Source organism: Arthrobacter sp. TJ-236 (assembly GCF_058269235.1).
Genome location: NZ_JBZCNI010000003.1, coordinates 344,227 through 366,105 on the forward strand (window position 1 = coordinate 344,227; position 21,879 = coordinate 366,105).

The 21,879-nt window shown below is 71.2% G+C and carries 16 protein-coding genes; 5 read left to right on the forward strand and 11 right to left on the reverse strand.

The window, feature by feature from the left end; all coding sequences use genetic code 11:
• Window positions 1–80: 80 nt before the first annotated feature.
• The 7 genes from AC4D16_RS13840 to AC4D16_RS13870 form a co-directional block, all read right to left on the reverse strand.
• A complete protein-coding gene (locus AC4D16_RS13840; protein WP_490955391.1) occupies window positions 81–1,208 on the reverse strand; it encodes a phosphotransferase in 1,128 nt (375 codons plus the stop codon).
• Window positions 1,208–2,455 (reverse strand): phosphotransferase family protein, encoded by a 1,248-nt coding sequence (locus AC4D16_RS13845; RefSeq protein ID WP_490955392.1) that lies wholly within the window; start codon window positions 2,453–2,455, stop codon window positions 1,208–1,210. The genes AC4D16_RS13840 and AC4D16_RS13845 overlap by 1 nt, the downstream gene beginning before the upstream one ends.
• Window positions 2,455–4,401, reverse strand: a complete 1,947-nt coding sequence (locus AC4D16_RS13850) for an ABC transporter ATP-binding protein (RefSeq protein ID WP_490955393.1) — start codon at window positions 4,399–4,401, stop codon at window positions 2,455–2,457. The genes AC4D16_RS13845 and AC4D16_RS13850 overlap by 1 nt, the downstream gene beginning before the upstream one ends.
• A gap of 17 nt (window positions 4,402–4,418) precedes the next feature.
• Window positions 4,419–5,546 carry a glycosyltransferase family 4 protein gene (locus AC4D16_RS13855; RefSeq protein WP_490955394.1) on the reverse strand — a complete coding sequence of 376 codons (1,128 nt, stop codon included), beginning with the start codon at window positions 5,544–5,546 and terminating at the stop codon, window positions 4,419–4,421.
• Window positions 5,543–6,811: a glycosyltransferase gene (locus AC4D16_RS13860; protein ID WP_490955395.1), complete on the reverse strand. Its 1,269-nt coding sequence runs from the start codon at window positions 6,809–6,811 to the stop codon at window positions 5,543–5,545. Before AC4D16_RS13860 ends, AC4D16_RS13855 begins: the two co-directional genes overlap by 4 nt.
• The gene (locus AC4D16_RS13865) at window positions 6,798–8,000 is read right to left on the reverse strand and encodes a glycosyltransferase family protein (protein WP_490955396.1); all 1,203 of its coding nucleotides are present in this window, start codon (window positions 7,998–8,000) and stop codon (window positions 6,798–6,800) included. Before AC4D16_RS13865 ends, AC4D16_RS13860 begins: the two co-directional genes overlap by 14 nt.
• A 115-nt stretch (window positions 8,001–8,115) precedes the next feature.
• On the reverse strand, window positions 8,116–8,760 hold the full coding sequence (locus tag AC4D16_RS13870) for a nucleoside/nucleotide kinase family protein (protein WP_490949654.1): 645 nt from the start codon (window positions 8,758–8,760) through the stop codon (window positions 8,116–8,118).
• A 255-nt stretch (window positions 8,761–9,015) separates the two neighbouring features.
• Between AC4D16_RS13870 and AC4D16_RS13875 the strand changes: the two genes are divergently transcribed.
• The 5 genes from AC4D16_RS13875 (at window position 9,016) to AC4D16_RS13895 (ending at window position 17,866) form a co-directional block, all read left to right on the forward strand.
• Window positions 9,016–11,502: a sensor domain-containing protein gene (locus AC4D16_RS13875; protein WP_490955397.1), complete on the forward strand. Its 2,487-nt coding sequence runs from the start codon at window positions 9,016–9,018 to the stop codon at window positions 11,500–11,502.
• A gap of 489 nt (window positions 11,503–11,991) precedes the next feature.
• Complete coding sequence (locus tag AC4D16_RS13880; RefSeq protein WP_490949652.1) at window positions 11,992–13,452, forward strand: hypothetical protein; 1,461 nt, start codon at window positions 11,992–11,994, stop codon at window positions 13,450–13,452.
• 59 nt (window positions 13,453–13,511) lie between these two features.
• Complete coding sequence (gene pelF, locus AC4D16_RS13885) at window positions 13,512–15,206, forward strand: GT4 family glycosyltransferase PelF (RefSeq protein WP_490955398.1); 1,695 nt, start codon at window positions 13,512–13,514, stop codon at window positions 15,204–15,206.
• Window positions 15,203–16,297 carry a putative glycoside hydrolase gene (locus tag AC4D16_RS13890; RefSeq protein ID WP_490949650.1) on the forward strand — a complete coding sequence of 365 codons (1,095 nt, stop codon included), beginning with the start codon at window positions 15,203–15,205 and terminating at the stop codon, window positions 16,295–16,297. The genes pelF and AC4D16_RS13890 overlap by 4 nt, the downstream gene beginning before the upstream one ends.
• Window positions 16,298–16,447: 150 nt before the next feature.
• Window positions 16,448–17,866 carry a hypothetical protein gene (locus AC4D16_RS13895; protein ID WP_490955399.1) on the forward strand — a complete coding sequence of 473 codons (1,419 nt, stop codon included), beginning with the start codon at window positions 16,448–16,450 and terminating at the stop codon, window positions 17,864–17,866.
• Window positions 17,867–17,885: 19 nt separating this feature from the next.
• Here AC4D16_RS13895 and AC4D16_RS13900 read toward each other — a convergent pair whose 3' ends face one another.
• The 4 genes from AC4D16_RS13900 to AC4D16_RS13915 form a co-directional block, all read right to left on the reverse strand.
• Window positions 17,886–18,884 carry an acyl-CoA thioesterase gene (locus AC4D16_RS13900; RefSeq protein WP_490955400.1) on the reverse strand — a complete coding sequence of 333 codons (999 nt, stop codon included), beginning with the start codon at window positions 18,882–18,884 and terminating at the stop codon, window positions 17,886–17,888.
• Window positions 18,885–18,903: 19 nt separating this feature from the next.
• Window positions 18,904–19,287, reverse strand: a complete 384-nt coding sequence (locus AC4D16_RS13905) for a DUF1801 domain-containing protein (protein ID WP_490949647.1) — start codon at window positions 19,285–19,287, stop codon at window positions 18,904–18,906.
• A 39-nt stretch (window positions 19,288–19,326) separates the two neighbouring features.
• The gene (locus AC4D16_RS13910; protein ID WP_490955401.1) at window positions 19,327–20,376 is read right to left on the reverse strand and encodes an alcohol dehydrogenase catalytic domain-containing protein; all 1,050 of its coding nucleotides are present in this window, start codon (window positions 20,374–20,376) and stop codon (window positions 19,327–19,329) included.
• A 207-nt stretch (window positions 20,377–20,583) separates the two neighbouring features.
• Window positions 20,584–21,801, reverse strand: coding sequence for an MFS transporter (locus AC4D16_RS13915; protein WP_490955402.1), 1,218 nt, complete (start codon window positions 21,799–21,801; stop codon window positions 20,584–20,586).
• Window positions 21,802–21,879: the final 78 nt, after the last annotated feature.

Below are 21,879 nucleotides of genomic sequence, written 5' to 3' on the forward strand. Positions count from 1 at the left end.
TCAGAGTACGGGACCGGCGTGAGGGCGCAGGGGGTGCCGGTGGGGGGATCGCGCGGCGCGGGCACCGGCCGGGGTGCGCATCAGACGGACCGCACCCAGTCGAGAGCGAGCTTCTGCCAGCGCGGCCGGAACGCGTACACGCACGCGAGGCGCAGGCGGGTGGACTGCGCGTAGGCGGCGAGCCGGTCGAGGGGCACGGCGAGCTGTTCCGCGACGGCCAGGATGGCCTCCTCGCCGACTCCGCGCGACGACGCCCCGAGGAGTCCCTGCGCCTCCCGGAACTCCAGGTGCACCAGCAGGTTCGCGAGGTCGAGGGCCGGTTCGGCGAGAGCCAGGGTGTCGCAGTCGATCAACCCCACGGCGCTCGGCGAACCCGCCTGCGCGCGCCGCACGAACAGCTGCTTGTCGTGGAGATCGCGATGGGCGAGCCCGGCGCGCTGCAGTGTTCCGCCGAGGAGGGCGGCCCGCGCGCGAACGGCCGCCGTTTCCAGCAGGGAGGGCTCGACGGGCAGGGCTGCGAACGTCAGGCACCGGGTGACCCACGCGTCCAGGGTGCGCGCCTCGTCCCCCGGCCCGTAGGAGGGGACGGCGGCGGTGCCCTCGGCGACGGCCCGGTCCGACGCCCTGACGAAGGCGGGCCAGCGGTCCGCCCAGGAATCCCATGCCTCCTCGACGGCGCCGCAGTGGTGGGCGGAGCCGGCGGGGTCCGCGGGGTCGGCGGGGCCTGCGGTGTCCTCGTGGGCGTCGGCGACGTCGTCGGCCGCTGCTGCGCGTCCCGCATCGTGCAGGCTGATGCCCTCCACCACCGAGAGCGTGAGGGTGCCGCCGTCGAGCCCGAGCACGGTCGGTACGGCGATGCCCGCGGGGCCGGCGAGACCCGCGGCGATGCGGTGCCGATCCGCGACGTCGGCTGCCTTCCGCTGCGGCAGCACCTTGAGGAAGGCCCCGTTCGCACGGATCACGGCGCGTTTCCGGTAGCGGTGCACCAGCAGTTCGCCGGCGCCGGCGGCCGTCGGCAGGTCGGGCAGCGAGGGGTCCTCGGCGTAGCGGGACACCCGTATCCGGCCGTCGGTGCCGAGCATCCCGGCGCGGAGGTGGCCGGCGGCATCGACGGATTCGAGGGTGAGGCGGCCGTCGTCGTGCGGCCAGGCGCGCCGGACGGTCAGGATGCGGCCGTCGGGGTCCTCGACGGTGAGGGGCAGGTGCATCAGCGGGGCCCGCGGTCGAGGACCTGCTCCACCTGGTCGAGACGCGCCACCATGCCGTCGCGCCAGCCGGGCGAGCAGCTCCGGAACGGCTCGTCGAGGCGGTCGAGCAGGTGTGCCGCCACCCAGGCCGGGAGGTCGCCGCCCCGCAGGTCCCCGCCCGCAGCCGCGTAGCCCTCGAGGAAGGCCCGCCGTGGTGCGTGACCGCCGGTCTGCAGCAGATCGGCGGCCACGAAGCCGCCCACGTCGAGGCCGGGAGGCGCCGTGGTGGCGCGGTCGAAATCCGCGAGGAGCACGCTCCCGTCTGCGCCCACGAGGACCTGATCCGCGGAGAAATCACCGTGGGACAGCACGGGGTGGGAGCCGCCGTCGAGCCGGCGGACGAGCGTCGCGAGCAGTGCGTCCAGGCGCTCCGCGTGGGCGGGAAGGAGCCGCCTGTTCCGCTCGACGACGGAGATCAGCTTGCGTGCCGCGTCATGCCGGGCGGTCCCGAGGGGTGCGGCGATCGCGAGGGGCTGCGCGTGCAGCGCGGCGAGCGCCGCGCCGGCCGCCCCGGCGGTGCGTGCGGCATCCGGTCCGCGACCGCCGAGCTCCTGGAGGTCGCCCACCCCGAACCACGGGTAGTAGCGCAGGCCCTCGCGGCGGGGAGCGTCCTGCGGGAAGGCGCGCTGCAGCACGGGAACGCCGCGCGCCACGAGATCCGCGAGGAGCGTGCTCTCGACGGTGCTCCCCGCTGCCTCGGAGCCGTAGGTGCCGGCCTTACAGACCACCGTGCCGAGGGAGGTGCCCAGGCGGAACACCACGCGGCGGTGGGGGTTGTAGTTCAGCACCGCGCCGTCCGCGAACTCGACACGACGGGCGGTGTCGCCGTGGTCCCCGGAGCCGGGCCGGAAGCCCCGCAGTACGTGGTGGAGCTTGAGGTCCACGCCGATGGGTCCGATGACCAGGGTGGACCCGCCGGACACCTCCACGGTCTCGAGGTGGTAGCCGGACGCCGCGGCGCGCTTGAGTGTCTTGTCGAGCTTCGCCGCGTGCCCCGCCGCATAAACGGCCAGCCAGCGCGGAGCCGGTTGCGGCGCGTCGCGCGTCTCCGGCATGCTGCGCAGACGCGCGACGGCGGACACCCCGCGTTTGTGCCGCACCCTGTCAGCGGACACGGGACGTCCGAGCAGCTCGGACAGGTGGGCCGGGTCGAAGACGGCGGAGAGGGCCGGCAGCGCCGGGTCCACGACGTCCGTCACGGCGGGCATCAGGCGCCCGCCGCGCTGCGTGCGGGTCCCGAGCGGGCGGGATCAGCGGGCGGCTCGGCAGCACCGCGGGAACGAGCGGGTGCGGCGTCGCCCGGAGAGCCTGAGGACGAGGCGGGCCCGGGGAGCGCGCCCCCGGCGACGCCGTCCGCCTCCGCGGCCCACGCGCCGTACACCGGGTGCACGCGGATCTCCTCCGGCGGCCCCTCGAACCGGACCTCGCCGTCCTCGAGCCACACGATCCAGTCGTGCGTGAGGGCCAGGGCCGGCTCGTGCGTGATGGTGATCGTGGTGCGGTGGCGCGAGAGGACGTCGAGGCCCTTCAGTACCTCGGCCCGCGACTCCTTGTCGAGCCCCGTGGTCACCTCGTCGAGGATCACCATCGGGGCGTCCCGCAGCAGGGCCCGGGCTATCGCGATGCGCTGGCGCTGCCCGCCCGAGAGCGTGCCGCCGCGCTCGCCCACCACGGTCCCGTACCCCTCGGGGAAAGCGGAGACGAAGGCGTGCACGTTGGCCAGGCGGGCCGCGTACTCCACCTCGTCGTCCGTGGCGTCCATGCGCCCGTAACGGATGTTCTCGCGGATGGTGCCCGTGAACAGGACGGCGTCCTGGAGCACCAGGCTCACCTGCGAGCGCAGGGATCCGAGCGTGACGTCGCGGAGATTCCGCCCGTCCAGGTGCACGCTTCCTCCCACCGGGTCCATCATGCGCACCGCGAGGGACACGAGGGTGGACTTGCCCGAGCCGGACGGTCCCACGACGGCGGTGCGCCGGCGCCCCATGAAGGTCAGGTCGACGTTCTTCAACACGGTCTTGTCCGCGGTGTACGCGGCAGTCACACCGCGCAGCTCGAGGTCACCCCACACGCGCCCGAGTGGCTTCGCCCCGGGGGAGTCCTTGATGTCGATACCTTCGTCGAGCAGATCCGCGACGCGCTCGCCGGAGGCGGTTGCCCGCGCAATGCGTCCGGTGTACTTGGCGAGATCGCGGAGGGGCTTCATGGCCGTCTTCAGGTACATGAGGAACAGCACGAGGTCCCCGGGGGTCATGGCGCCCTGCACCACGCGCCAGCCGCCGCCGGCGAGGACGACGGCGGTCGCGATACCCACGATCACGTCGGTGCGACGCTCGAGGGCGGCGGCCAGGCGGCGTGCGAGGACGCCGTCCTTCAGGGTCTTCTCGTTGCTGCTGTCGAACTGGCGTGCGAGGGTCTGCTCGAGGCCGTAGGTCTGCACCACGCGGATGGCCCCGAGGCTCTCCTGGGCCGTGTTGGCGAGCGCTCCCTCGCCCTTGCGGGTGCGGCGGGCGGCCACGGTGATCTTGCCGGTGCTGAGGCGTGAGAGCAGGAGGAACGCCGCGGCGGCGGCGATGACGACGACGGCGAGCAGCGGATCGAGCCAGAACATGACGCCGCCCATGGCCAGCAGGGTGATGCAGTTGGCGATCAGCGGCAGGCCGGCGCTGACGGCCACCTCCTGGAGCTTCCCGACGTCCCCCACGAGCCGCTGCACCGTATCGCCGGTGCGCGCCCGGGAGTGGTAGCCGATCGAGAGCGCCTGCACGTGATTGAACACGCGTGCCCGGAGATCGGTGGCCACGCGCGAGCCGGCGAGGGCGAAGGCGATGGTGGCGAGGAAGTTGAAGAGCGCGCGGAAACCGATGATCGCGATCAGCGCCACGCCGCAGACGATCAGCAGACCCGGGGTGGCAGCCGCTGCGCCGCCTGAGAAGTCGGCGCCGAGGCTCCGGGTCACGGCGTCCACCACGAACTTCACGGGCCACGGCTCGAGCACGCGGAACGCGACTTCCAGCAGGAGCGCTGCGACGCCCCCGGCCATGAGGGTGCGGTGCGGCCCGAGGTGCGGCCGGACCATGCGGAGGGTCCGGCGGAGCGGCGAGCCGGGCTGCCCGGACGGGCGTGCGCCGTCGGACGCGCTCGTGGCCTTCACTGCCGATGCGCCCCGCCTCACGGCGTACCGTCCACGATCGCGCCGAGCGCGGCGTCCCAGCTGTGATTCTCCGCCATGAGGCGACCGGCACGGGACATGGCCTGCCGGGCGATCGGCGCGGACGCCAGTCCGGTCAGCGCGCCGGCCAGTGCTGCAGGGTCGGAGGGCTCGACGAGGAGCCCCGTGACGCCGTGGTCGATGATGGCCGGGATCTGCCCCACGGCCGACGCCACCACCGGCAGCCCGGCGGCGCAGTACTCGTAGATCTTCAGGGGTGAGAAGTACTGGTCCTCCTCGCGGGCGGTGCCGGGGTACGGGGCGGCGGCGATGGCGCAGCCGGCGAGCATGCCCGGCATGTCCTCGGGAGCCACGGCGCCGGTGAACTCGACGTCCACCCCGAGTGACGCCGCGAGGCTCCGCAGGGATGCGGCCTCGGGGCCGTCGCCCACGATCCGCAGGTCCCAGGACCCGTCGGAGAGCGCTCTCGCGCGGATCAGGTCGCTCACGCCGTGCCACGGTTTCAGGGTGCCGACGAAGACGACGACGGGCGTGCCGTCCGCCTCCGGCGAGGGGACGATCCGCTGCAGGTTGACGCCGTTCGGCACCGTGCGAACGGCCTCGCGTGAGCCCGAGGGGGCGTGGCCGGCCACCCAGGCGCTGACCGGTTCGGACACGCACGCCACCGTCGTCGCCGCCTGCAGCTGGACCTTCAGTGCCTGGAGCGCCGCCTCCTCGTCGTGGAGCACGCGGTGCGTGCGCTGCTCGTCGATCAGGGGTGCGTTGACCTCGAGGTAGCCCGGCACGGAGAGTGCCGCGGTGATGCGGGCCAGTGCGTCGCTGAACAGCGAGTAGCGCTCGTAGACCGCGGTGACGCCGTCGTGCACGGCTTCGGCGGCCAGTGCCGCCGCGGCCTCCGCCTGCGCCCGCTCGCGCTGGGCGCCGGTGCCCTTCGGGATGGGATGGGTGACCACGCGCACCCCCGCGAGGTCGCCCGGCACGGCGTCGCCGGCGCGCGTGCAGTAGATCGTGACGTCCGCGCCGCGCGCGAGCCAGCTGCGCACGATCTCCTGGACGTGGACCGAGGCGCCCTTCGTGCCGAAGACGGGGATCCCCGGATCCACGCAGACGTAGGCGATGTGCGTCATGACGCCACCTCCAGTCGGGGTGCCACGGCGGCGTGGGGATCCTGCAGGTGGAGCAGGCGCCGCGCCTGCACGGTGGCGTCGAAGTGCTCCTCGATGAGGCGGCGCGCGGCCCGCGCCATCGACGTGAGATCGCTCGCGGCGCAGTGGGCGAGGGCCTCCACGAGATCGGCCGTGCTGCCGGCGCGCGTGAGGATGCCCGTGGCCGGACCGTCCGCGGCGCCGAGGAGCTCCGGGATGCCCGTGACGTCGCTGGCGATGCACGGCACGCCCGTGGCCATCGCCTCGAGGAGCACGGTGGGCAGCCCGTCCATGTTGCCGTCCGCGGCCACCACGCACGGAGCCACGAAGACGTCCGCCCAGCGCAGCAGCTCCACCACCTCGGCCTGCGTCCGTGGTCCGAGGAGGGTGACGTCCTGTTCGAGGCCCAGCGCGTGCACCAGCCCGAGGAGCTCCTCGTACAGGGGCCCGCCGCCGGCGATCCGCACGTCGAGCGCCACGCCGTCGGCCTTCAGCTGCGCGGCCGCCGTGAGCAGCAGCGGGAAGCCCTTCTTCTCCACGAGCCGGCCCACCGCGCAGACGCGGAGCACGTCAGCGCGCCGCGCCGGATCGCGGTAGGGGAAGCGTGCGAGTTCCAGCCCGTTGTAGACGCGGTGCACGGGAAGGTCCGCGCCGCCGGCGAGGCGCTGCAGGAAGCGCTCGTTGAAGTCGCTGACCGTGACCACGTGGTGCGCGCGGCGCATCAGGTCCAGGAGCACGGTGGTGTCCACCTCCTCGTGGAAGATGTCCTTGGCGTGTGCCGTGAAGGAGAACGGGATGTCCGCGAGGTCGCTGGCGATGGCCGTGACGCGCGCGGACATGGTGCCGAAATGCGCGTGGGCGTGCGTGATGCCCTGGCGCACGAACTCGGCGGCCAGGGCAACCCCCTGATGGACCTCCACCGGGTCCATGGGCAGCAGGTCCGGAAGGGCCCGCACGAGACGTTCCGTGAACCCGGGAACGACGGCGTGGCCCTCGCCGAGGAGGCCCCACGCCTCGAGGATCTTGCCCGGCTTGGGGACGTAGGTGACGCCGGCGCGCACCCTCGCGAGCTCCGGGTGGAAGCGCGGGTCCACGGGCGGTCGCAGCGAGAAGAGGCGGAGGTCCTCGCCCTGCGCCTCCCGCGCCAGGATCTCGGTGACGATGAACGTCTCGGAGAAGCGCGGGTACATCTTCAGCACGTACGCCGTGCGGGCGTCGAGCCTCGGGCCACGCTCAGCCTGCAACACGGGCGGACCCCCACTGCTCGCTCGGCACGTCGGTGGCGAGGAGATCGGCCGCGAGAGGTGCCACGGCCGCGAGGCCCGCGAGGTCGACGCCGGAGCGGTCCACCCGGGTGCCCGCCGCGTGCCGGAACCAGCCGGCGATCACCTCGGGGGAGACGCGGTCCGGATGGCACACGTCCACGATCTCGTGGCGGGCGAGCGCCTCGGCGCGGATCAGCTGTTCCAGGCGCGGTTCGATCCGCGGTACCACGAGGGCCGGAGTGCTGGTGGTCATGATCTCGCTCACCGAGTTGTAGCCGCCCATCGAGATGATGGCCGCTGCGCCCTCGATCTCGGCGAGGGCGTCGCGCACCTTCGCCACGACCCGCGTACCGGGCCGGGCGGCATGCTCCACGAGGCGGCGGTGCTCCTTCGGCATCTGCGGGCCGGTGATCACCAGGTGCTCGTAGCCCGCGGGCATCTCGGCCCTCGCCGCGGCGAGCACGAGGGCCAGTCCGTCCGAGCCACCGCCGGCCATCGTCAGGAGGTAGGGCTTCGTGACGGGCGTGGAGGGTGCACCCGAGACCCGGCCCGCGGCGAGGTAGCCGGTGTAGCGGATGAGCGGGGCCAGTGCCTTCGGGATCTCCCCGGTCTGCAGGGGGTCGTGGATGGCAGGGTCCCCGTACACCCAGAGCTGGTCGAAGGCGGCTGCGACAGCGCCCAGGTCGCCGAGCTTCTTCCACTCCTGCTTCACCACGTGCGGGCTGTCCAGCACCTCGCGCAGGCCGAGCACCACCTTGCAGGACGGGCGGTCGCGGCGGAGGTTCCCGAGGGCCTGCCGGAGTTCGCCGTCCACCCCGAAGGCGTGCCGGTCCACCACCACCAGATGCGGCCGGAAGTGGGCGAGCACCGCGTCGATCATGTCGGTCCGCAGGCTGATGAGGCTGTCCTGGCCGATCGAGAGGTGGCGGGGCCGGTAGCCGCCGTCGCCCTTGCGGATGCCGGGGAGCACCACCCAGTCCCAGCCGTTCGGGACGTCGAAGCGCGTGGCGGAGGACTCGCCCGTGACGAGGAGGCCCGTGACCTTCCGGCCCGCCGGCTGACCCGCGGAGAGGGCGTGCGCGAGGGCGAGGTTGCGGCGCGTATGCCCGAGTCCCTGGGAATCATGGGAGTAGAGGACCACTCTGAGTTCTGCGGGCTGTGAGCGTGCCATCGGTGTTCGCCTTCTTGCCTGTGGGACGGGGAAATGGTGTTCCCCTATTCAGACAGCGCTCCATGAGCCGAAGGTGAGGGCCGCATGAGAAGGTTCTCATCCGGCGTACCGCACGTCAGGTGAGGTGCCAGCCGGAGAGGTCGAGGTGCCGGTCCGCCCGCTGCCGCGTGGCGCCGATGAGTTCCGCGTTCGGCTCGTCGACGCGCTGCACCCATGCCTCGGCGGCCTCGGGCGTCTTGCCGAACAGCACGTGCCGCGCCACGAGCCGTTTCCGCCGCTCGGCGGGGTCCACGTCCACGAACCACACCTCGTCGAGCAGTGCCGCCGCGTCCCTCCACCCCGGGGCCTCGAGCAGGAGGTAGTTGCCCTCCGTGACGAGCAGGGACGACGACGGCGGCACCGGCAGCGCGCCGGCGAGCGGCTGTTCGAGGTCCCGCTCGAAGGCCGGCACGTACACCGTTTCCGCCGGGCGGGCACGGAGCCGCGCGAGGAGGGCCGCGTAGCCGTGGGCGTCGAAGGTCTCCGGAGCGCCCTTCCGGTCCAGCAGTCCCAGCCCGCGGAGGGCCTGGTCGGCCAGGTGGAAGCCGTCCATCGGGACGATCGCGTGCTCGGCCGGATCGAGGGCCGCGATCGCCGTTGCCACGGTGGACTTACCGGCGCCGGGTGCACCCACGATGCCCAGCATCACGCGTCCGCCGTCGACGGCGCGGGGCAGGAGCGCGCGGAGGTCCTCCGCGTCCGTCACCACCACGGATGCCATGCATGATCTCCCGTTCGTCCTGTCCGCCCCTCATCATGCCCCGTCCGTGCGGCGTGCGCGCGGCAGAAAAGGTATCACCGGGAAATTTTCCCCCACGCAGGTCGACGCAGGAATATCCTTCGCCTACGGGGGCGGAGGACCGGCCTCGTGGCGCGGGAGGGCGCAAGCCCTCCGCACGGCGGTGATGCAGGGGCGGCGGTGTAGCGACAGCTGGTGTGCCCTGCCGCTGCCCGGACGGGTAGGGAGCCGCACCAGATGACAAGCGAGACCGACGACATGACGGACGGCCGACCGGGTGCGGACCTGACGGCGGGCGGACTGTCGCTGTTCGAAGCAGTCGTGGTGCACGCCAACGACGTCGTGCTCGTCACCGAGGCCGAGCCGATCGACGCGGAGGACGGTGGGCCTCGGGTCATCTACGTGAATCCGGCGTTCACGAGAATGACGGGGTACGAACCGCACGAGATCGTGGGCCGCACCCCCCGGCTCATGCAGTCCCCGGACACGGACCGCGCCGAGCTCGACCGCCTACGCGCGGCGCTCGAGACCTGGGCTCCCGTGGAGGTGGAACTTCTCAACGTCCGCAAGGACGGCGTCGAGTTCTGGGTCCAGCTCAACATCACCCCGCTGAGGAACGACGACGGCATCTTCACCCACTGGATCGCGATCCAGCGAGACATCACGGTGCGGCGGCACCGCGAGATCGCGCTGCGCTCGATGCTCGACAGCACGTCCGACCTGCTGCTGGTGATCGACGACGCCGGCTGTGTCACCGCGGTCAGTGCGGCCTCCGAGCGCGTCCTCGGCCACGACCCCGAAGCGCTCCGCGGATCGGACTTCACCGCGCTCGTGCACCCGGACGAGCGCGGCGCCGTGCGGGAGCTCCTGCGCGACACCGAGCACCGATGCCTCGGCGCGCGGGCAGCGGCGACGGCGCGCGTGAGTGCGGCCGACGGTACCTGGCGGTGGCTGGAACTCACGGCCGTCGACCTCGAAGGACTCGCCGCCGGGAGCATCGGCGTCGCCTGCGCCGACGTGACGGAGCACCGCCGGGTCCAGGCGGCGCTCGAGGAGGTCAACGGCCGCTTCCGGAGCGCGTTCGACGACGCCCCGATCGGCATGGCCATCACGGATCTGTCCGGCGGCTTCATCCAGGTCAACGCCGCGCTCTCCGATCTCCTCGGGCACCCCGCGGCGGAGTTGCTCACCCTCTGCGTGCAGGACGTGACGCACCCCGACGACACCCAGCACGCGGAGCGCCACCGCCTCGCCCTGACGCACGGCGACCACGACAGGCTGCGTCACGAGACGCGCTTCCTCCACGCCGACGGCTCGGTGGTGGGGATCCTCCACTCCTCGTCCGTGGTCCGGGACGCCGAGGGCCGGCCGACCCTGCTCATCGACCACATTGAGAACATCACCGAACGCCAGGTCCTCGAATCGAGGCTGCAGCACCAGGCGCTCCACGACCCGCTGACGGGGCTGCCCAACAGGGCGCTCTTCATGGACCGGCTGAACCGTGCGCTCAGCGCCGACCGCACGGACGGCGGGCACGTGGCCGTCCTGTTCTGCGACATCGACCGGTTCAAGACCATCAACGACACCTACGGTCATCACATCGGCGACCTGGTGCTCACCACGGTCGCGCAGCGCGTGCAGTCGGTGCTGAGGCCCACGGACACCGTGGGCCGGCTCGGCGGTGACGAGCTCGTGATCCTCTGCGCTTCGGCGGGCCAGGAGCAGGCAGAGCAGACGGCGTCGGACCTCCGGACCGTGCTCGCCGATCCGATCATGATCAACGGGGCCTCCATCGTCGTCACGATCTCCGTGGGCATCGCGCTCTCCTCCCGCGGGCAGGTGGACGGCGAGCAGTTGCTGCGCGACAGCGACGACGCCATGTACGCGGCGAAGAACTCGGGCAAGGACCAGTACTCCGTGTACGACCAGGCCAACGCGCGGAGCAACCGCAGGCGTCTCCTCCTCGCGGCGGACCTCGCGGGCGCCATCGGGGGCGACGAGCTACGCCTGCACTTCCAGCCGCAGATCGACCTGACGACCGGCGCCACGGTGGCGCAGGAGGCCCTCGTCCGGTGGGAGCACCCTGTGCACGGTCTGCTCATGCCCGTCGAGTTCATCCCCCTGGCCGAGGACGCCGGCCTCATGCGGGAGCTCGGCCGGTGGGTGCTGGAGGAGGTCCTCGCCCTGCAGGCCGCCCGTATGGCGCCCCCTGCCCGCAGGGCGGGCGATGCCGCGGAGGCGCCCGTGATCTGGCTCAACGTCTCGGCCACCGAGCTCGACGACGGCGCGTTCGTGGCCGATGTCGAGGAGGCCCTGGGGCGCCACGGCCTCCGCGGGTCCTCGATCGGCATCGAGATCACCGAGAGCGTGCTGATGACCAACCTCTCCCGCGCGCACTCGAACCTCGCCCTGCTGCGTTCCCTCGGGGTCCAGCTCGCCATCGACGACTTCGGGACCGGCTACTCGTCGCTCTCCTACATCGGCCAGTTCCCCGTGGACACCGTGAAGATCGATGCCTCCTTCGTGGCGGGCCTGGACAGTCCGGCGCGCCGCCGCGAGTCCTTCGCGGTGGTCACGGCCGTCATCAGCCTCGCCCACTCGCTCGGCCTCACCGTGATCGCCGAGGGGATCGAGTCCGAGACCCAGGCGCTCATCCTCCACGGCCTGGGCTGCGACGAGGGCCAGGGGTACCTGTACGGGAAGCCGCAGCCCTTCGGTTTCTGAGCAGGAACCGCGACCCAAGGATCGACGACGTCACGACGTCACGACGGCACGTCGGCACGTCGTGCTTCCGGTCATCCGGTGATGTCCTGGCAGGTGAGGCCGAGGGTGGCCTGGTTCTCACCCTGCCCTCCTATGGTCTTTGTCACATCACCTTCGAGCATCCGCCCTTCACCGTCCGCGCCATTGCGCGAAAGCGCGCGGAACGGAGGCGATCGGCCGAGTAGGGCGAGCGGGCACCCGAGTAGTCGCGTGAACGTGCGATGAACACGATCGGCTTTCGTAGGTGTCTGCTACTCGTGTGCAGGCGCGACGGCGCCCGTTAGTTTGATGACGGTCCTCGCTGGCGATACCGGCGCTGGAGCAACACTGCCCTTCCGTCGGAAACCGACTGAAGAGAGCCCACCCCTTCGCGTCAGGGTCGACGCACTCTCTCCGTCACATCTCACGCACGCCGAGGTCCTGCAAAGGCACGATCGGCCAGGGAACCCCATGACCTCGTTCGCCTCGCTCTTCCACGACTCCTTCACGCGCCACCGCGCCATCATCATCGTTCTGGCGCTGATCCTCACGGCGCTCGTCCCCTCCGCCGACTCGATCCTGCCGACCGGCTGGTCCTTCACCCTGCTGGCGCTCGGTGCGGTGCTGCTCATGGTCGGCGTCCTGCTGGCCTCGCGGCCCTGGACGTCGCGTGGAAGCGGGGAGCGCGTAGCTCAGGGCGAAGGGAGGCCCGGGGCCGGGCTCCTGCTCTATCTCTCGCCCGTCATCCTGTTGAACCTCGTGTACCCGATGGTCAGCCCTGCCATGGCGGCGGTGAACGTGGGCGGCGTGCAGCTCACGCTGATCGTGCTCGCCTCGTCGATCACCGTCCCCTGGCTCGCGCAGGCCGCGTGCCTGCCCGCCTACCGGGCCATCGGTGACCTGATGGCGGAGCGCAACATGACGGCGATCACGCGCCGGTTCTGCACCACGTGGCCTGCCATGTTCGTCCAGGCACTCCCTCTCGTGATCGTGTTCGCCGTGCCGTTGTGGCTCGCCACCCAGTGGTCCCTGACGGCGCTGGCCACCTACGCCGCACTGTGCGCACTCCACCTGCTGTTCGTGCAGTCCCTCGTGCTCGCCAATGTCGGCGACCGCAGGGGGTTGTGGGCCCTCGCGTGGCTGGCCTACGCGGTTGCACTCTTCACCGCTCCGACGCTGTGGTGGCTCCCGCCCCTGCTCGGTGCTCTCACGCAGATCGTCGCGATGGGCCGAGGGCTGGCCGCCGTCAGCTTCACCCGACGCCTCGGTGCTCGCGACTTCTCGACCGACCTCGTGCGGGGGCTCCTCCTCGGCGCCGTCCTCTGGGCCGACAAGTTCGTGCTGTTCCTCATCACGGACGGAGACTTCCAGGTGGTGGTCGTGTTCCTGGCGATGCTCCCCGCGGTGATCGCCTACAACTACTACTTCGTGAACCTCGCCCCCCGCGTGGACGCAGCCGTCGCATCGCTGCACCGCACCATCGCGGAGGACCCGCTCACCGTGTTGGCCACGCAGTCGAAGCGGCTCAGCCGCACCGTGGACCGCGCCGTCCTCAGCACCGGCGCCGTCGGCATGGTGCTCACCCTCGTCATCGCACTGCTCCTCGAGGGGCTGGCGCCCGTCAACGTCCTGCTGTCCGTCGCGGTGGGCGTGGCGTCCTGGGCCTTCATGATCCTCACGCTGCTCAGCTACGAGCTCGACTACATCGGCGAGAAGATCGTCCCGCAGCTCCTCGGTGGCGTTCACCTCGCCCTCTGCGTAGCGACCTTCCTGTGGGCCGACGCGGCGCAGAGCGCCGGCGGTGCGGCACTCGCATACTCCGCGCTCGTCGTCGCGGACCTCCTGCTGGTGGGTCTCGCGTGGTCGCTCTACAAACGCCACTGGACGCAACCGGAGTACACCCTGTTCTGGCGTCACGCCACCTCCTGGTAGCCCTGCCCCACCTGCTGCACGCCCTCACACCGCTCGACTCTCTCCGCGAAGGAAGCACCATGTACGGCTTCACATCATCGAAGGCCCGCCGAGCTGCTCTCGCGCAGACGGCCGGGCCCGTTCCGAAGGCACTCGCCGCCGCGCAGGCCCAGTACGAGGACGTCGACGTCGCGATCGTCATGGAGTCGACCTACCCGTACCTGAAGGGCGGCGTCTCGGCGGTGGTGCATGACATCGTGACCCACAATCCGGATCTCACCTACGGGATCATCCACATCACCTGGGACTCGGATGCACCCCACGAGGACCTCTACGGCATGCCGGACAACGTGGTGTGGGTGCGCCCGGTGTACCTGAGCATGCAGGAACACCGCCACGACTTCATGGCGGCCACGGCCAAGGATCTCGGGATGAGCCCCGCCGAACGCGCAGCGCTGGCCGATCGCCTGTTCGACGCCCTGTACGCGCTGTCCGAGCACCGCGAGGTGGAGCCCCTGTGGCAGCTCATCGACGAGGGCTTCAACGAGCGCACCCGTCAGTACCCGCTCTGGGCCCTGCTCGGAACGCGCGAGTTCATGGAGGCCCTCTCGGTCCGGATGCCGCAGCTGGACCTCTCGCTCGCGAACTCGTTCTGGACGCTCCGCAACTTCCTGTCGCTGGCCTTCGCGATCCTCGGGGACACCATGCCGAAGGCCCGGGTCTACCACGCGCACACCACGGGCTATGCAGCCCTCCTCGGAGCGGCGGCGGCGCGCGATCACGACACGTCCTTCCTGCTCACCGAGCACAACCTCTACGTGAGGGACACCGTCAACACCCTGCTCGATCGGAACATGGCGCTCTCCATCACCTCGGAGGACTACCGGACGTTCGACGTCACCGCGGAGCAGCGCGCGTGGATGGCCTGGTGGACCGAGATGGGCCACTTCTGCTACCCGAGCGCCTCCCTCATCACCTACCTCTACCCGACCGCGATCACCGAGGCCGCGCGCCTCGGAACGGACATCGACAAGGCCGTCGTGGTACCGAACGCCATGGTCATCGAGGAGTTCGAGGAGAAGTACCGGGCGCGGTTGGCGGCACGGGAGGTCATCGCCAGGAGCGGTGACGAGCACGTCTGGAAGCTCGTTTACATCGCTCGGCTGGTTCCGATCAAGGGGCTGCTCGACCTGCTGTCGAGCATGGACGAGCTCCGCCGCCATGGATTTCCGAACCTGCACCTGGACGTCCTCGGCCCCACGGAGCACGTGCCGGAGTACTACGAGGCGTGCCTCGCGAAGATCGAGAGCCTCGGCCTGCAGGACCACGTGACGATCCACGGCACCGTGAACGTCCGCGACATGCTCGACCAGTTCGATCTCCTCGTGCTCCCGAGCTACAACGAGGGTCAGCCGATCGTGGTGCTCGAGGCCATGGCAGCTGGCATTCCCACCGTCGGCACCGAGGTCGGCGGCATGCGTCAGCTGATCGGGGACGACCTCTACACGACCGACGGACGCACGGTGGGTGCCTGCGGGGAACTCGTCGTGGCGGGCGACGTCCAGCAGATGGCCGACAGGGTGCGCGCCGTCATCGGGAACCGAGCCCTCTACGCCAGGTACGCCGAGAACGCCCGTACGCGCGTGCAGGAGTTCTTCCAGATGCACGAGATCATGTCCTCCTACAACCAGATCTACCGGACCGTGGGCGATATCGCCGACCTCCAGGAAGTCATCGTCAGCGACTTCGAGGACCTGACCCGGGCGACCTCGTGACGGGAGTGGGTGCCTGGATCAGGTACGGGGACCCGCTGCTGCCCGGGCAACTCGCCTTCGCCGCCGAGCACTACCGCGCGGCGATCCTCCAGCCCTGGGAGACCGAGGCGGCGATCGAGCTCAAGCGGCTCCGCCCGGACATGACGGTGCTCTGCTACAAGTGCCTCTCCTCGGCGCGCGACTACGAGCCCGGTCCCGTCTTCAGTTCCGGCGTGTCCCACGGCGAGGCCGAGAACGCCGGTGGTCGGGGGAGGGACGGCGCCACCTGGTTCGCGACGCGCCCCGACGGCAGCCGCATCGAGTGGGAGCGGTATCCCGGGCACTGGCAGTTGCAGGTCTGGAACCCGGAGTATCAGCGGCGGTGGGTCGAGAACGTGGTCGAGGAGCTCCGTGATTCTCCGTTCGACGGCGTCATGGCCGACAACGACGTCTTCGAGGACTACTACGGCTTGCGCCCGCCCCTGAACGGTCTCGCCGACATGGCCGCGATGCGCGCTGCTCTCGGTGACCTCGTCCGCTCGGCCGGCACGGCCCTGAATGCCGAGGGGAAGATCCTCGTCCCCAACATCGCCGAGTCGCGCCGCGAGGACGGCCGGTGGGAAGAGCACGCGGCCTTCGGTGGCGGGTTCGAGGAGGTGTGGCTGGGCTGGAGCCCCGTGAACCTCTTCGACCCGGTGACCGCCGAGGCCCAGCTGCACCAGGCGAAAGGCCCTGGACTGTCGATCTTCCGCGTCCCGACCGATGGTGACGACCAGCACCCGAACGTCGCCTACGGACTCTCCGCCTTCTGGATCTTCGGCGAGGGACGAGGCGCGTACGCAGCCACCGCTCACGACGACTACAGCCGAACGCAGCACGCGCCCGAACTCGACTGGCAGCTCGGGGCGCCGCGCACCGCGCCCAAGGGCAGGAACCACGCCTGGTGGCGGGAGTTCGACGGCGGGTTCGCAGCGGTGAACTTCAACGAGGACGGCCGACGGCGCCGCAAGGTGAAGATACCAGCGGGGATGATCGACGCCGCAGGGGCGCCTGCGCCGTCGTCCGTGGTTCTGCCCCCGCACCGGGGCGTAATCTACCGCCGCGCCACCTGACGCCAAGAGGACCTGCGCCTGCGACAGTGACGCATGTGTGAGGTTCTCCTCAGGATTTACCCCATGTGCCTCCCACGGCATCCGGGTGCCGCCCTCGTGGTCCACGCTGTGGGCATGAGACCGATCGCCGCTGGGGCATCCTTCGTTTCGATGGCACTCGCTGCCGTCCTCGCCCTCTTCGCCCTCGCCGTCCCCGCGCAGGCGGCGGACCTGACGTCGAGTACCGGGCAGAAGCTGCCCGCGTACCTGCAGGGCTACCGGCAGGGCCAGCTGCTCTGCCCGGGGGCTGCGCTGACGGGCAAGGTCTCCGTCGCGATCGTGGATCCCATGATGGCGACCACGGACGCCCCGGGGGATTGCACGCTCTCCGACATGAAGGCCGCCAACCCCGGCACCACCTTCCTCGCCTACCTGAACATCGGCGCCATGCGGGACTTCGAGTCCTGGAACGGTGTGTTCCAGAACTCCTGCGCGGACACCGCGACGGCGGCGGGCCGCCAGTTCGCCGTCACCACGACCAACCCGAAGGTGGCGCGCACCGACGACGGCTTCGCCGGGTATCCGGGTTTCTCCTACCTGACCGTCGCCGATCTCTCGCCCGCCTACGCGGACGCGTGCGCGGCCACGGCCCGCACCATGCTCAGCACCGACGCCCAGCGCGGCACCACGAACGCTGCTCCCGCGCGCTTCGACGGCATCTTCCTCGACGACGCCTCGATGTCGCCGTCCCACGGCCAGGACATGGTCGACGTGGGTCAGTGGGGCCCGTGGGCGGACGACGACGCCTACGGCCGCGCGCTGATCGCCGCGGTGCAGCGCTTCGACGCCACGCTCACGCGCACCATGGGCCGGAACGTGCCCGTGGCCGTCAACCTCGGCGTGTACCCGGCGTGGAGCAACCAGGTGAACCTCGCGAAGCAGCTCGCAGCCACGAGGAGCGTGGACTTCGCGCTCCGGGAGCATGTGGTGGCCAGTGGTTCCGGGCGTCCGTTGCCCGCCGTGGACCTCTCGCAGTCCAGGGTGGCGCACCGTGCGATCACCGCGGCAGGGATGCCGGTGATGGAGCACGATTACTCCGTGCCGCTGCGCGAGTTGCCGACGACGTCCTACCGCCAGGGCACGGACATCGGGTACTCGGCGCCCTGCCTCCGCGACACGTACGGCACCAAGTTCACCGTCACCGCGTACGGCAAGATCCGCAGGACCCTCGATCACCGGATGACCCTCGGCCACCTGCTGCAGGCCCGCACCGTGGCGGCGCGCAGCATGACCGCCACGCTCTCCCAGGCCGAGCCCACCTGCCAGGACAACGCGTGGGACGACGGCTCCCACTTCGAGGACGTGACCGCCGCCTCCGTCAACGCGCTCGACACGCAGGTGACGGCACTGACCGCCGCCGTCACGTCCGGCGCCTACGCCACCGCGGACCCCGTGGACCTCGCAGGCATCACTGCTGTGAAGCTGTCGTCGGGTGCCGTCGTCGCAGTCAACACGACCCTCGTCAACAGGACCGTCACGGTCCACGGCAAGACGCTCACCGTCCCGGCCCGGTCGGCGACGATCGGCTGATCAGGACCCGCGCTCCTCGTCAGGAGCGGCTCCCGCTCGCCGCTCGGTCCCGCAGGTGCGTGGGGAGGGTCGCCCCGGGGGCCAGGCTGCGGATGCGCATCAGCTCGCGGGCGTGCTCGTGCAGCCGGCGGTCCTCCGCGGACACCGGCTCCCATGCCGGCACCGGCACCGCGGTGCCCTCGTCGTCGCGCGCCACCATGACGGTCAGGCACGTGGTGGTCAGGTCCATCTCGCGGGACCTCGGGCTCCCGGACCGGACGTGCACCGCGACGTGCATGCCCTTGGTCCCCGTGTACACGAGGCGGGCCTCCACCTCGACGACGTCCCCGATGCACAGTGCCTTCAGGAACCGCACCCCGCCGGAGAACACCGCCACGGTGTCGCGGCCGCACCAGCGCGTGGAGCAGACGTAGGCCGCCTCGTCGATCCAGTCCATCACCGTGCCGCCGTGCACCTTGCCGCCCCAGTTGACGTCCGTCGGCGCCGCGAGGAAGCGCAGCACCGTCCGCTCGGCCGTCCCGGCATCGGTGTACTCCTGGCGGCGCATCTCCTCCACGATCCGCTTCCGCACGTCCACGCGAGCCACCGCGTGCTCGCTGTCCAGCCGCTCGGCGTCGGTGCCCGGCTCGAACGCGGGGACCGGCACGGGCCTGCCGTCCTCGCCGACCGCCACGAAGATCACGAGGCACTCGCTCCGCCTGCCGCCGTCGTCGCCCGTGACCGACCCGGACGCCACCGAACCGGAGGAGACGCGCGCCCGGATGTGCATGGAGGACGTCCCGGTGTGGATGATCGTGGCCTCCACCTCCACGAGATCGCCGACCATCACGGGGTCCGCGAAGTGGATGTTGCCCACGTAGGCGGTGACGCAGTAGGTCTTGGCCCACCCCACGGCGGCGGCGTAGGCGGCCTTGTCCACCCATTCGAGCACCGTTCCCGCGTCCACCGTGCCGCTGTGGCCGAGATCCGTGGGGGAGGCGAGGAAGCGGAGGGTCACGGTGTTCGGCGCGGGGCTCATGGCGTCCATTGTTCGCGCCTCAGGCCTGGAACCAGGCGAGCAGCAGCGCGTCGAGACGCGCCTGGCGCGCCCGGGCGTCCGCCAGATCGGTGAAGGTGACGGTGCCGCGGTCGGCGGTGATCTTCCGCAGCAGTCCCGAGGGGTCGGCGAAGGTGAAGGAGTCGACGTCGTCGCGCGTCCGCGCGCCCCGGTGGAGGACGAGGTGCACGCCGTCCGTGGCGCGGAGGTTGAACGTCACGCGGTCCTCGCCCTCGTGCACGTAGCTCGGTGCGCTCCACTTCACGTGCTCCTCGATCACGAGCGGCAGCGCCAGGATGGACGTGCGGACGAACATCAGGGCGTCCCGGAGCGGGTGATCCGAGCGCTCGAGGAGGGTGTCGACGGCGGGCGAGGGTTCGTTCATGCCCCAGTATCCCCACGCGGCGCCCGCCACCGGTAGGTGTCAGCCGGCGGGGGCGACGTCGATCACCGTGACGCCGCCCACCGTGCGGTCGTCCGCCATGGCGAGCATGGCCGCGGGCACCTCCTCGAGCGGGATCCGCCGCTCCACGAGGTCCTGCGGCCGCAACCGCCCCTCCGACACCAGGTCCATGAGCCCCGGGTAGTCCCGGGCCGGCATGCCGTGGCTGCCGAGGATCGAGAGCTCCCTGCCGATCACGGCGCCCATGGGGATCACGGGTTCCGCGGGGAACAGTCCTATCTGGACGTGCCGCCCGCGGGGCCGGAGGGCGAGGATCCCGACGGCGGCGGTCTCCTCCCGACCGAGGGCGTCGACGGACACATGGAAGCCTCCGGCAACCGCCGCGCCGAGTGCGGCCAGGACGTCCGAGCGGGACAGCCCGGCGGAGTCGATCGTGGTGGACGCGCCCACACGCGCGGCGCGCGCCAGGGCGTCGCCGTCGATGTCCACCGCGGTGACTTCCGCGCCCAGCGCCACGCCGATCATCACGGCGCTCAGGCCCACGCCGCCGCATCCCACCACCACGAGGTGTTCGCCGGCCTGCAGCCGGGCGTGGTGCACGAGCCCGCGGTAGGACGTCGCGAAGCGGCACCCGAGCAGGGCGGCGGCTCCGGCGTCGAGGGACGCGGGGACGGGGATCAGGTTGGTGTCGGCGTCGTGCAGCGCCACCTGATCGGCGAACGAGCCCCAGTGCGTGAACCCGGGCTGCGTCTGATTCCGGCACACCTGGCCGTTGCCGGAGAGGCATTCCGGGCAGCGGCCGCACGCGCAGACGAAGGGTGTGGTGACGCGGTCACCGACCGCGAAGCGCTGCACGCCGTCGCCCACGGCCGCCACGGTGCCCACGAGTTCGTGGCCGGGTACGTGCGGGAGGGAGATGCCGTCGTCGTGCCCGAGCCAGCCGTGCACGTCGCTGCGGCAGAGGCCCGTGGCCTCCACGCGGACGACGACGCCGCCCGGCGGGGCCGTGGGCTCCGGCACCTCACGGAGTTCGGCGAGGGCGGAGAACTGGTCGAAGCAGACGGCGCGCATCGCCCCATTCTGCCCCGCAGTGGGAGATGCGATGACCGCCACGTGCGGCCGGACGCCGGTGCCCTCCGGTCCGTGATGGAGCGGGGGTCACCGGCAGTGTTCAGCAGAGATCGCCGTCCCGGCCGAGTGACCTCCCGCGCGGTCAGGCGTCTGAGGACGACTGTCAGCCTGAATACGGAATTTCTTCCTCACGCGCCCGCAGGCTGGTCAGCCCGCGTGCAGCCTGTGGCGTTCCCGACGGTCGGAGACCGTATCCGTGGCGAGGCTCAGGCCCAGCCCGAGTGCCACCAGGGCGACCATGACGACCGGCAGGACCTCGAGGCCCACGCCCTCCAGCAGCAGGCCTCCGAGGAGGGCGCCGCCGCCGATCCCGATGTTGAACGCCGTCGTCTGGAGAGCGGCGGAGAGGTCGCGCAGGCGGAACGAGGCCGTACGCAGCATGCGTGTCTGCAGCAGCGCCGGGATGCCGCCGAAGGCAGCTCCCCAGACGATCACGGCGGCGAGCACCACGGCCCGGTTGCCGGTGGCCAGGGCCAGCACGAGGACGGCGGCCATGACCACGAGAACCACGCCGACGAACGCCTTCCGTGGGAAGCGGTCGGCGGCGTACCCAGCCCCGAAGAGTCCGATGATGCCGGCCCCGCCGTAGAGGAACAGGACGAGTGCCACGGAGCCCGGCTCGAACGTGGAGACCTCGGTCAGCCAGGGTGCGATGTACGTGTAGAACGCGTTCTGCCCGGTCAGGAGGATGAGGATCACGGCGCAGAGCAGCATGACGGCCTTGAAGCTCGGGTCGCGTCGCAGGGGCACGCGCACCTCTCCGGCAGCGCGCTCCACGCGGTGGTTGACGGGCGGCAGGAACTTGATGATCACGACGGCGAGCAGCGCCACCACGACGCCGATGACGGCGAAGGCGGTGCGCCACCCGAGAGTGGTGCCGAGCGCGGTACCGACCGGGACGCCGGCCACGAAGGCGGCCGTGCCACCGCCCGCGGTGATGGCGACCGCCCTGCCGAGCTGGTGCGGCGGTACGAGGTGGGCGGCGTACGCGGCGACCACGGCCCAGAACAGGCCGTGCGCGAGGCCGCCGAGGATGCGCGCGCCCACCAGCACCCCGTAGGACGGCGCCAGGGCCGCGAGGACATTGGCCACGGCGATGACCGCGAGCACGATGACGATGAGCCGCTTGCGCGACACCCGCTGGGTGATGGCGGCCAGGGGAGTGGTGGCGACCACGACGGTGCCGGCGAACACGGTCACGAGATAGCCGGCCGTGGAGATGCTCACGTCGAGGTCGCGTGCCATGGCGGGCAAAAGGCCCGTGGGCAGGAACTCGCTCGTCACGGTGACGAAGATGGCACCGGCGAGGGAGAGCAGGCCCAGATAGGGGAAGGGAGCGGTGGTGGTCAGCTGCGGAGAGGTCACAGGCACGGGGAACCGATCATCGGGTGGGGTGGGCATCGTCCCGGCGGCGCCGTCGAACGCCGGGAGCAGGCTGTCGCC